Raw genomic sequence first — 11703 nt, 5'->3', positions numbered from 1 at the left:
AAAAGACTAATTTCGATTTTAATTTTTGATGGATTACCTATTGATTTAAGCCCCCCCGAATTTTCATGGTGAGGAGAGGATGAAGTTTTTTACGATTTTTCTGGACAAAATGGGAAGAATAAGTTCTGAATTATAAATCAGAATATACCATAAGTTTTTCAGGACTATTAAAACATGGTTTGAACTTATTATTGTATGAGTAAATAAAACATTTAGTTATTCATTCATTAAAAAGAGATTGTTATGTATTGGGGTAAAAGGACTTATGGCTTGATTGCAGGAGCATCGATCTTGGCCATGGCTATAATTGCCATGTTTAGTTATGGTTATGTTTTTGAAAAGTTAATTGTGAAAGGGGATCCAATTGAAACTTTCAACAATCTAAAATCTTCCTATACTATTTTTGTAGCAGCAATTATTGGTTGGGCTGCTATATTTTTATTAGATGTCTTGGTGGCTTGGGCCCTACATCATTTTTTTAAGGAATTAAACCCCAGACTTTCTCTTTTAACCGCGGTGTTGAGAATTGTTTACTCTGTGGGATTGGCATATGCCATACTTCAATTGGTACCTATTGTCTCGCTTTTAGGCAGTTCTACTGAAAGATATGGGTTAGTACTGATGAAAATAAAGTCCTTTGAATTAATATGGTTAAAATCTTTAATTATATTTGGTTTTCACCTCATTGGTTTGGGGTTTGTTGTGGCTAATATTAATAATAATTTTAATAAATTTGGTTATTTGATAGTCTTTGCCGGATTATGTTATGTATTGCTCAACCTGGTGAAGGTAACATTCCCATCCCTAGCTGAGGAGATCATAATGGTAGAGTTGATATTGAGTTTACCTATGGCAATGGCTGAGATTGGCTTAGGGTTTTGGCTCCTTTTAAAAGGAGCCAAAGCTTCTTATCAGAAAGGAAAAGAGCTATTGATATGAATTTTATTAAAAGGTTTCTCCAAGTTCTAGGGGTAGCGGTAATGCTTCTGCTTGCCATTTTGATTTTCTCCTTATTGCAGGAAAGGCACAATCTTGCTTTTCTTAGCATTGAACAAAATGACTCCTTTCAGCAAAACAGCTATTTAATAAAGAATGTGAATATAATCCCTATGTCAGAAGATACACTGCTTAGGAATCAAATGATTTTAATTAAGGAAGGGGTTATTGCAGAGATTTCACAAGATATTCCAGCAGGAGATTGGACCATTATTGAAGGCAAAGGAGCTTATATGTTACCGGGATTAATCGATATGCATGTGCATGTTTGGGATGAATATGAATTGGGCTTGTTCTTGGCCAATGGGGTTACGGCAGTCAGAAACTTATGGGGGCAGCCCATGCATCTAAGGATGAAAGAAGCCATTCATGAAGAAAAGATAATAGGCCCTTTATTTTTTACCTCCAGTCCTAAATTGACAGGACCTGTTTTTATTGGAGACGACAACCTCCAAATGAAAAGCCCCCAACAGGCAGCTGATAAGGTTAAGGAGTACAAGTTGAGAGGGTATGATTTTATTAAAACCTACAATGGATTGACAAAAGATATTTTTGATGCCATAGTCAAAGAGAGTAAGGTACAGGAGCTTGACATAGTGGCCCATCCCAGTTCGGAATTGCCCTATGAATATCATATGGAGACTGTGGCTGTTACGGTGGAGCATGCTGAAGATATTGTCCAACAGCCATTGCATTATCAGCTGGATACCAATAAACTCAATGAGGTAGTTGCTATGTTTGAAGACCATCCTGAGGTCTCATTTTGTCCTACTTTGGTGGTTTTTTATAATATTTATCGCATGTTGATGGACCGTTCGGTTTTAAATTCCAAGCAGCTGATTTTTATGAACCCATTGATACGAAGGGTAGACAGTAAAGCGCAATTTGATCGGTGGAGCCAAACCAAATCGACCGATGCTACGGTAGTAAAGAGAATTAAGGCACAGCATGATTTTCACTTATTGGCGATAAATAAACTTCATAAGGCCGGGGTAAAAATTGTGGCTGGGACGGATGCAGGGATAGGCATTACGCCTGCCGGTTTTTCTATTCATGAGGAACTTAATTTTTACAAACAAGCCGGATTGTCAAATTTTGAAGTCCTAAAAACAGCCACAATCAATGCATCAAAAACCCATGATTTTTTAGGTAAAGTGGGCACAGTCGAAGTGGGGAAGATAGCTAATTTGGTATTGGTAGAAAATAACCCTCTGGAAAATCTGAATGAATTAAGAAAGCCAAGCAGCGTTTTTATCCAAGGAAGACACCTACCCCAAGAAGTCTTAATAAACTTTAAAAACAGTGCCATGGAGCGGAACAACTTGATTGTTTCAGGTCTGAAATATTTAGAATATTTATTGGTCGAAAAATGACATTTACAGCCAATACCATTATTTGTCGATGAGCTTTATTCAAACCGATCTAAACTTATCTTTAACCTAATGCCATGAAAAATAAAAGAACTCAATTAATCGTCAGAATTGGATTAGCTCTAGGCACCGTAATTTCCTTATGGTTTGTTCCTTGGGTTTTATTTCTTGCTTGGTTAACGCCTATATCGGATACTATTCAGGAAGAGTTAAACAAAGCGCTTTCCCATGATTTTGAAGGAATCATTGTTTATGTCGATAAAGCCGGTCAAGCACCGGGATTTTATGCCGCAGGTTGGCATGACAGAGACAAAAAAATTCCTGCTGACCCAAAGGCATTGTTCAAAATTGCTAGCATCGGCAAATTGTATGAAGCAGTCACCATTGCTAAGCTTGTAAATGACAATCGCCTCTCACTGGATGAATCGTTGGGTAATTATTTACCCGAGCTAGTAGGAAGAATTGAAAACGCGGAAAAAATCACCTTACGCATGCTGGTGCAGCACAGGAGTGGCATACCCAACTATACCAACAGTCCAAATTTTTGGATGGATCCGCCAACAAATGGTCAGGAGAGTTTGGATTTGATCCTTGACCAAGCTGCTAATTTTGAGCCGGGTGAAGATTATGAATACTCAAATACCAATTATTTACTCCTCTCCCAAATTAAGGAACGGGTTCTCGAAATCAGTAATTTTCAGTGCATTCGTGAAGAGATTCTTAACCCTTTGGGTCTTAAAAATACCTTTGCCTCGATTCAGGACGTGAATATAGAAAAATTAATGAGTGGCTATTACAAAGGTGTACCGGAAGATATAAAAGAAGTGAATTACGGTTCCATGGTGGCTACCGCTGAGGATGTGGCCGTGTTTTTACGAGCCTTGAATGATGGATCCCTTTTTGAACCCGGAGGTCAGGAGGTTTATTCTTCTATTTATAAGTATGAGCATACTGGGCTGATTCCCGGCTACCAAAGCATAGCCAAATATCATCCCGATATAGATGCGGTTGTGGTGCAATTTATAAATACTACTGATTTTGATGGCTATCATTGGAGTCTGTCTGAGATTGTTTACAACCGGATTATAAAAATCATTACCCATAATGAAGAAGATTAATAGGAGCATTTACTTTTAAGAATGGATTGTTTTGAATCAATGATTTTTTTATCAATTCTTTTGAAAGGTGTATGAATTAACTGCAGCTTGGAACTTTTGACCTTAACCAATTAACTGTTACCTTTCAACCTCTTGTCATTGGTGGATGGTTTTGGGTAGGGGGCAACGCAAAAGGCTGTTATTAATGCGAATGAGTCATTTTATAAATTGGAAGTGACCTCCATTCATACCGCACCATGGCAAGGCCAGAGTATAATTAAAGAGGTCGTTAGATACTCCCTAAAAGGTTTCATCGAGGCTAGGTACAGCTTCTTATAATTTTTGTAGGGACTTTTCATAACCGATCTAATTTGATTTGGACTTATGGTTAATGGCAAGTCAATTTCACAAGTGCCTGATTTATTTGTACTTTTCGTAAATTTTGCTTAATATTTTAAGGATTGAGATTGGCAATGCGCTCTGAATACTGAGATAACAATCGTTTCAGCACCACTGTATTTTGCGGTTTTTGCCTAACTAACTGGTATTTTATAAGCATTAAAATCATTTAAAATGAAAAATATTTTAGTCACAGTAGATTTTGACAAAGGGGAAGCATTATTAATTGAAAAGGCATTTCAAATGGCAAATGCTTTTGGTTCCAAATTGTGGTTAATGCATATAGCGGCCCCTGATCCGGATTTTGTTGGGTATGATGTAGGTCCGGAATACATAAGAGACAGCAGGGCCTCGGAGCTAAGAAAGGAACATCGGCAGATTCAAGCCTACAGTGAGACACTCAAGAAAAGAGGTGTCGCGTCGGAAGGCTTATTGGTTCAGGGAGCTACCATTGAAATGATAATAAAAGAATCGAAAAAACTGAACGTTGATTTGATCATGGCTGGTCATCATGAACATGGATTTTTTTATAAAGCCTTTGTGGGGAGTGTGTCTGCTGAGATTATTAAAAAATCAAAAATACCTATCCTTATCGTTCCATTAGACTAGCTTAGGGCCAATCTCCAATAAAAAAAGCCCCTTGAAATCAATCAAAGGGCTTTAAAATACGTGGATCCGTGCAATTATAAATGCAAGGCTCTATTGTCTGTGGCTCCCAAACATGCTTCTTTAAAAGCTTCTGTATAGGTAGGGTGTGCATGTGACATTCTTGCGATATCTTCAGCAGAAGCCCGGTATTCCATGGCCACCACTGCCTCAGCAATCATGTCTGCTGCGCGAGGCCCAATCATATGAACACCAAGGATTTCATCCGTTTCAGCATCAGCTAAAACCTTTACCAGGCCATCAATATCCCCGCTGGCTCTTGCTCTTCCTGAGGCCATAAATGGGAATTTTCCCGTTTTTACTTTAATTCCTTTTTCCTTGAGTTGTTCTTCTGTATAGCCTACGCTAGCTACTTCAGGCCAGGTATAAACTACTCCGGGGATTAATAAATAGTTGACATGCGGTTTTTGACCAGCTAAGGTTTCGGCTACAAATACGCCTTCTTCTTCAGCTTTATGTGCCAACATTGCTCCTTTGACTACATCTCCAATGGCGTAGATATTGTCCGCAGAAGTTTTAAGGTTTTCATCCACTTCTATCTGGCCTTTGTCATTGACTTTTACACCGGCTGCAGCCGCATTTAACCCGTCAGTATATGGCTTTCTACCAATGGAAACCAATACATAATCGCCTTTAATGCTGATGGTTTCATTTTTGCTGTTTTCAGCAGAAACGGTAACTTCTTTCCCTTTTCTTTCTACTGCAGTTACTTTGTGTTTCAAATAGAACTCAAACCCCAGTTTCTTAAGGGACTTCTGAAGCTCTTTGCCCATGGTCTTATCCATGGTTGGAATAATTCCATCCATGTACTCCACTACAGAAACTTTCGCTCCCAATCTTGCATATACAGAACCCAGCTCAAGACCGATGACCCCACCACCGATAATTACCAGGTGTTTGGGAATTTCTTTCAACTCCAGGGCTTCAGTAGAAGTGATGACTCTATCTTTGTCAAGTTTGATAAACGGTAAGTTTGCCGGTTTAGAACCAGTGGCAATAATGGTCTTTTTGGTGGTTAATTCCTCCGTTTTTCCGTCCTCTTTGGTGACTATTATTGTGGTTTTGTCCTTGAAAGAACCAATTCCCTGATGAACATCAATTTTATTTTTTTTCATCAGGTATTGGATGCCTTCCACGTTTTGTTTTACAACGTCTCGCTTTCTGCTAACCATTTGCTTGAAATTGACTTTCAAAGAACTCAGGTTTATCCCGTGGTTTTCAAAAGTATGGGCAGCATTGTGGTAATGTTCAGAAGAATCCAAGAGTGCCTTGGAAGGTATACAACCAACATTTAGGCAAGTGCCACCAAGCGTAGCATATTTTTCAATAAGAGCGGTTTTCATTCCCAGTTGAGCTGCTCTAATAGCTGCAACATAGCCACCTGGTCCAGATCCGATTACAATTAGATCATACATTGTTTGTCATATTTTAGAACCTTTCCTGTTTCAAGTTGTAGGAAGGAATTATTTCAAATAAGTTTAAATTCCCAGCATTAACCTTGCTGGATCTTCAAGAAGTTCTTTCATGCGAACGAGGAAGCTTACAGATTCTCTTCCATCAATGATCCTATGATCATAAGACAATGCCAAATACATCATGGGAAGAATTTTAACTTCACCGTTTACAGCCATTGGCCTTTGTACAATATTGTGCATGCCCAGGATTGCTGCCTGTGGAGCATTGATAATAGGTGTAGACATCATGGAACCAAAGATCCCTCCATTGGTAAGGGTAAAGGTACCTCCTGTCATTTCATCAATGGTTAACTTGCCATCACGGGCTTTTACTGCAAGGCGCACCACCTCTTTCTCAATGCCTGAGAAGGAAAGGTTTTCTGCATTCCTTATAACAGGCACTACCAACCCTTTGGGAGAAGAAACCGCTATGGAAATGTCACAATAGTCATGGAAAATGATTTCATTTCCGTCGATCTGAGCATTTACTGCTGGCCATTCTTGCAATGCTATACAAGCCGCCTTCGTAAAGAAGGACATGAATCCAAGGTTGACTTCATATCGCTCCTTAAACTTGTCTTTGTATTGTTTTCTAAGGTCCATGATTGGCTTCATATTGACTTCATTGAAGGTAGTCAACATGGCTGTTTCATTTTTCACAGCCACCAATCTGCGGGAAATGGTTCTCCTTAGAGATGTCATTTTCTCTCGGCGTTCAGAACGATCACCCTTCGCAGGGCTGTCTTTTACGTTTTCGGCGCTAGTTTTAGCAGCTGGTTTAGCCGGTGCAGTCGTCGTCGGCTTGGTTTTTTCTGCTTTCTCAGCATCCTCTTTTGTGATTCTACCGTCTTTTCCTGTCCCTTTTACTGTAGCCGGGTCGATGCCTTTTTCTGACAATATTTTACTTGCAGCAGGAGAAGCATGGCCTGTGGCGTAAGTTTCGTTGGAAGAAGTAGTTGATTTGCTTCCTTCGGCTGAAGCAGCGCTTCCGGTTGCTTCAGCAGCTTCTGGAGCCCCACCTTCCATTACTTCGATTTTGCAAATCAAACCACCGATTTCGAGAGTGTCTCCTTCGCCTGCGACATGTCTGAGGATTCCGGCTGCCTCGGCAGGTAACTCAAAAGTTGCTTTGTCGGAATCAACTTCAGCAATTATTTCATCCAATTCTACATAGTCTCCATCATCTTTTATCCAAGAAGCCAAAGTTACTTCAGTGATGGATTCTCCCACAGTAGGGACATGCATTTCTTTTGTTTCCCCGGTACTTTTGGCTTCAGCAGTACTTCCTGCTTCTGCTTCGGGAGCCTTTTCAGTTTCTTTTGCTGCTGCAGGCTGTGGACTGTCATCCTCTTTCCCATCGGGATCTATTTCACAAATTACTGCGCCAATTTCCAGGGTATCGCCTTCTTCTGCCTTGGTGTGAAGCACTCCTGAAGATTCTGCTGTAAGTTCAAAAGTAGCCTTGTCGGATTCCAGTTCGCAAATGACTTCATCCATTTCAACAAATTCACCATCATTTTTAAACCATTGGCCAATGGTTACTTCGGTGATGGACTCTCCTACTGCTGGGACTTTGATTACTATACTCATCGGTTATTTGATTTTTCCCCGGTTGTTTAAATGCTTCCAGGTCAGAATTTCAATATTTTATGTGTAAATGATAAAAGATATGGGAAATTAAGAATTTATTTTTAAAGCTTTTTCCAAAATTTGCTTTTGTTCTTCCAGATGTACTTTATGGTAACCTGTAGCAGGCGAAGCACTAGGTTTTCTTGCAATAACATTCATCACCAAATCTTTGTAAAGATTCCTGACAATGAAAGCCCAGTAACCCATGTTCTCAGGCTCTTCTTGAACCCATACTGTTTCTACACCTTTCTTGTAGGTTTGTATGGCTTTTAGGAAGCGGATGAAGCTGCTCAACACGAATGATGGCCACATCTTCTACCTTTTCTTTCTCCCTCATCTCTATCAATTCATAGTAGACCTTCCCTGAACAAAGCACTACTCGGTTGGCTTTTTTAGGGCTGATGGTTTCATCCAACAGCACTTCTCTGAAGTTACCACTGGTAAATTCTTCCAAAGGTGAGAATACTTTAGGGTGTCGAAGCAATGATTTGGGTGACATGACGATACAAGGCTTCCTAAAATTCCAAGCCAGTTGCCTGCGCAAAAGGTGGAAGAAATTGGAAGGTTCTGTGATATTTGCCACAATTACATTGTATTCAGCTGCCAGTTGTAAGAACCTCTCTGGTCTGGCATTGGAGTGTTCCGGGCCTTGGCCTTCATAACCATGCGGTAAAAGCATTACCAAACCATTCATCTTTTGCCATTTCGATTCCCCGGAGGTAATGAACTGGTCAATCATGGTTTGGGCACCATTGGCAAAATCACCAAATTGAGCTTCCCAAATATTAAGCGCATTAGGATTGGCCATGGAATAACCATATTCAAAGCCCAGTACTGCATATTCTGACAAAAGGGAATTGTAAATATAAAATTGACCTTTGCTGTCTTTTAACTCTTTCAAGGAGTTATAAGGTTTGTTTGTACTCGCATCATGCACAACCGCATGCCGGTGTGAGAAAGTACCTCTCTCACAATCCTGCCCGGTCATTCTTACCGTTTTGCCATCCAGCAATAAAGAACCATAAGCCAATAGTTCAGCAGCTGCCCAGTTGAGTGATTTGTTCTGGAAGAACATCTCTTTCCTTTGTCTGAGTTGTGCTTCTATTTGTTTGATAGGCTTGAAACCTTTAGGCAGAACAGTTAGTGCCTCCGCCACTTTTTCTATGGCTTCCTCACTGATGGATGTATTGGGTGATTTTTCAAAATCTTCAGGTTTTGACCAATCCAAAGCTTTCCATGCTTTTTCAAATGGAGAGATGGTGTATGGTGGGGGTTTAACCTTAACCATGGCTAGCCTGTCTTGCAAAAGCTGACGAAACTCTTTATCCATTTGTTTGGCAAGTTTGGCATCCACTTGCCCTCTTTCTAATAAGGCTTTGTTGTAGATCTCCCTCGGGTTGGGGTGTTTCGAGATCACATTATAAAGTTCAGGCTGGGTAAACTTAGGTTCGTCAGACTCGTTGTGGCCATGCCTCCTATAACAGACCATGTCTATGAAAATATCCCTATTGAATTTTTGACGGAATTCAACAGCAATTTTTGCGGCAAAAACTACAGCTTCAGGATCATCTCCGTTTACGTGAATGACAGGGGCATCTATTATTTTTGCGACATCCGTGCTATAAATAGAACTTCTGGCATCATCAAAATCTGTGGTAAAACCTACCTGATTATTGATTACAAAATGGATGGTTCCTCCGGTATTGTATCCTTTAAGGTTGGCCATCTGGGTTACTTCATACACGATTCCCTGACCGGCAACAGCGGCGTCTCCATGGATTAGAACAGGAATGGCTTTGTCTTCATCGCCTTTGTAATGATCATCTATTTTAGCCCTTACAAACCCTTCTACCACAGGATTAACAGCCTCCAAATGGGAAGGGTTAGGTGCTAGTTTTAAGATCATTAATTCCCCATTGGTGGTTGGTACTTCTGAAGAAAAGCCCATATGGTATTTTACATCCCCATCACCCATGGTGAGGTCAGGTTTTGCTGTACCTTCAAATTCGGAGAAAATCTGCTCATAGGTTTTGCCCATGACATTAGCCAAGACATTTAACCTTCCCCTATGGGCCATACCGATCATCATTTCTTCTACACCTAAATCGGAGGCTTTATTGATCAAGGCATCTAAAAATGGGATGGTGCTTTCTCCACCTTCCAATGAAAACCTTTTTTGTCCCAGATACTTGGTGTGTAAAAAGTTTTCAAATACTACTGCTTCATTTAATTTAAAAAGAATTCTTTTTTTCTCTTCTAGCGGAGGGTTGAATTCTAAAGACTCCTTTTCTATAATTAGTCTGAACCAATCCAACATCTCCGGGTCTCGGATATACATGTATTCAAAACCCATTGACCCCTCGTATATGATTTTCAGAGAGTCAATTATTTTTGAGAGTTTAGCATCTCCTATACCAATCTCGCTACCTGCCTGAAAAACGGTGTCTAAATCAGCTTTCTCTAAACCAAAATCTTCAAGGTCCAATAAGGCTTTGCGATCCCTTCTTTCTCTAACCGGATTGGTCTTGGACCTGAGATGGCCACGTGATCTGTAAGCATGAATCAATGCCCTTACCTTAATCTCCTTTGGCAATCGCTCCATATCCATGATGGTGCCTTTGGTTGCCAAATTACCGTTTGCCGGAGTTTGGGCCACAGCTGAGGCTCCTCCGTTTTCTTCTTCGCCAAATTTATTAATGGCAAAATCGAATCCATCAAAAAAAGCTTTCCAGCTGCTATCTATAGCTTCCGGGTCTTTTTTATAATCCTCATACAACTCATCTATATAAGCTACATGGGCATTGGAAATATAAGAGTATTTATCCATGGGGTTATTTTTCTATTGGGGGGCAAAATTAGGTGATTAAGTTATTTAATAAAAACCGTATATGCGGATAAGCGAATGAAACTGATTATCAGTACTTATAATATTTGGTAGCCATATAATGAATGGAATTATTTTGCTTAATAAAATATTATTTTTATCCATAAAGATTTATGAAAGTTGCTTCGGGTTAATTGGCTCTTATTTTCAGGATATTGGGCAAATACAACCAAATTTTTTATTTTTTTATTCCTAAAATTAATTTTATCGGTCATAATTCGCTTTAAAAGACCATTGAAAGCTCACTAAAGGCTTATTTTATCTGTCAATTCGTTGTGTAGGTGAAATCAAGCGGGTTGTCATAGACAAATTGAAATTTTGTTTGGCACCATTTATCTGCTGCAATTTCTTTCCATTCTTGCTTTTCCGGATTTTCGTAATTGACAGGTGGAGCAAAGCCCATGTCTAAAGCATTTTTTTCAATAACCGCCTTTTTTGCCGGATGATTAGGACAAACAATATTATAGGTTTCATTCCATAAACCCTTTTCTATAATCCAAAGCACCGCCCTCACGGCATCCTTTTTGTGAATATAGTTGACAGGAGGATGTCCCGGAACATCCTTTTTACCACTAAAATATTTCCCCGGAATTCTGTCATCACCCAATAACCCTCCAAATCGAATAACTGTCAAGTCATAGGTATTGTTTTTCCGTAATAAATTTTCTGCAGTCAACAGGGCAGGATTTCCTGTGTTGGTAAGATTAAGTGGGTCTGCTTCGGTTGCCACTTTGTTGTTGTTGGGATAAACAGAAGTGGCACTGACGTATATAACCCTTTTTATGCCATGTTTCTGAGTTAATCCCTTGATTATCTCAATTTGTCTTGGGGGATAAGAGCTTGGTTTACTCCGAGTAGAAGGAGGGATGTTTATAAATAGAATGTCTGTATCAAAAATACTTTTAGGAACAGTACCCTCCAATTCCGGGTTTAATAGCAGTTGCTCGCATTCAAATCCTTGCTTTCTTAAGGATTGTTCTTTTTCCGGATTGGTGGTTGTTCCCTTTACGGTAATGCCCTTTTCTTTTAGGGCTTTAGCCAAGGGGATTCCAAGCCAACCCATTCCAATTATACTAACAGTCATTTGATCTTTTTTCTATGGTCTACAAAAACGTATGCTTATTAAACCTTGGGTCATCAATAAGGATAACACAACCTTATCATTATTTGAAAGCTATTCATGGCTCCTTTACTTTAACCATTAAAGC

The 11703-nt window shown here is 39.6% G+C and carries 7 protein-coding genes and 1 pseudogene; 4 read left to right on the top strand and 4 right to left on the bottom strand.

Annotated elements, in window-relative coordinates:
• Positions 1 to 243 precede the first annotated feature (243 nt).
• The 4 genes from AAC037_RS09210 (at position 244) to AAC037_RS09195 (ending at position 4471) form a co-directional block, all read left to right on the top strand.
• Positions 244 to 939 (top strand): DUF4386 domain-containing protein, encoded by a 696-nt coding sequence (locus AAC037_RS09210; RefSeq protein WP_339902714.1) that lies wholly within the window; start codon positions 244 to 246, stop codon positions 937 to 939.
• Complete coding sequence (locus tag AAC037_RS09205; protein WP_339902713.1) at positions 936 to 2369, top strand: amidohydrolase family protein; 1434 nt, start codon at positions 936 to 938, stop codon at positions 2367 to 2369. Before AAC037_RS09210 ends, AAC037_RS09205 begins: the two co-directional genes overlap by 4 nt.
• Positions 2370 to 2443: 74 nt before the next feature.
• Positions 2444 to 3484 carry a serine hydrolase domain-containing protein gene (locus tag AAC037_RS09200; RefSeq protein ID WP_339902712.1) on the top strand — a complete coding sequence of 347 codons (1041 nt, stop codon included), beginning with the start codon at positions 2444 to 2446 and terminating at the stop codon, positions 3482 to 3484.
• A 552-nt stretch (positions 3485 to 4036) separates the two neighbouring features.
• Entirely contained in the window at positions 4037 to 4471 is a 435-nt protein-coding gene (locus AAC037_RS09195; RefSeq protein ID WP_339902711.1) for a universal stress protein, read from the top strand.
• Positions 4472 to 4545: 74 nt separating this feature from the next.
• Here the strand turns inward: AAC037_RS09195 and lpdA are convergent, their stop codons facing one another.
• The 4 genes and pseudogenes from lpdA to AAC037_RS09175 form a co-directional block, all read right to left on the bottom strand.
• Positions 4546 to 5943 (bottom strand): dihydrolipoyl dehydrogenase, encoded by a 1398-nt coding sequence (lpdA, locus tag AAC037_RS09190; protein WP_339902710.1) that lies wholly within the window; start codon positions 5941 to 5943, stop codon positions 4546 to 4548.
• A 63-nt stretch (positions 5944 to 6006) separates the two neighbouring features.
• Complete coding sequence (gene odhB, locus AAC037_RS09185; RefSeq protein WP_339902709.1) at positions 6007 to 7572, bottom strand: 2-oxoglutarate dehydrogenase complex dihydrolipoyllysine-residue succinyltransferase; 1566 nt, start codon at positions 7570 to 7572, stop codon at positions 6007 to 6009.
• 87 nt (positions 7573 to 7659) lie between these two features.
• Positions 7660 to 10438 (bottom strand): annotated as a pseudogene (locus AAC037_RS09180) (2-oxoglutarate dehydrogenase E1 component).
• A gap of 322 nt (positions 10439 to 10760) precedes the next feature.
• Positions 10761 to 11579, bottom strand: coding sequence for an NAD(P)H-binding protein (locus AAC037_RS09175; RefSeq protein ID WP_339902708.1), 819 nt, complete (start codon positions 11577 to 11579; stop codon positions 10761 to 10763).
• Between the last annotated feature and the right edge of the window lie 124 nt (positions 11580 to 11703).

The organism is uncultured Cyclobacterium sp. (assembly GCF_963976465.1).
Taxonomy (GTDB): domain Bacteria; phylum Bacteroidota; class Bacteroidia; order Cytophagales; family Cyclobacteriaceae; genus Cyclobacterium.
Note: the sequence above shows the minus strand (reverse complement) of the source record. Positions and strands in the feature narration are given on the sequence as shown.

Coding starts and splice junctions, on each gene's coding strand:
- AAC037_RS09210 (WP_339902714.1), top strand. CDS start 244: ATGTATTGGGGTAAAAGGACTTATGGCTTGATTGCAGGAGCATCGATC.
- AAC037_RS09205 (WP_339902713.1), top strand. CDS start 936: ATGAATTTTATTAAAAGGTTTCTCCAAGTTCTAGGGGTAGCGGTAATG.
- AAC037_RS09200 (WP_339902712.1), top strand. CDS start 2,444: ATGAAAAATAAAAGAACTCAATTAATCGTCAGAATTGGATTAGCTCTA.
- AAC037_RS09195 (WP_339902711.1), top strand. CDS start 4,037: ATGAAAAATATTTTAGTCACAGTAGATTTTGACAAAGGGGAAGCATTA.
- lpdA (WP_339902710.1), bottom strand. CDS start 5,943: ATGTATGATCTAATTGTAATCGGATCTGGACCAGGTGGCTATGTTGCA.
- odhB (WP_339902709.1), bottom strand. CDS start 7,572: ATGAGTATAGTAATCAAAGTCCCAGCAGTAGGAGAGTCCATCACCGAA.
- AAC037_RS09175 (WP_339902708.1), bottom strand. CDS start 11,579: ATGACTGTTAGTATAATTGGAATGGGTTGGCTTGGAATCCCCTTGGCT.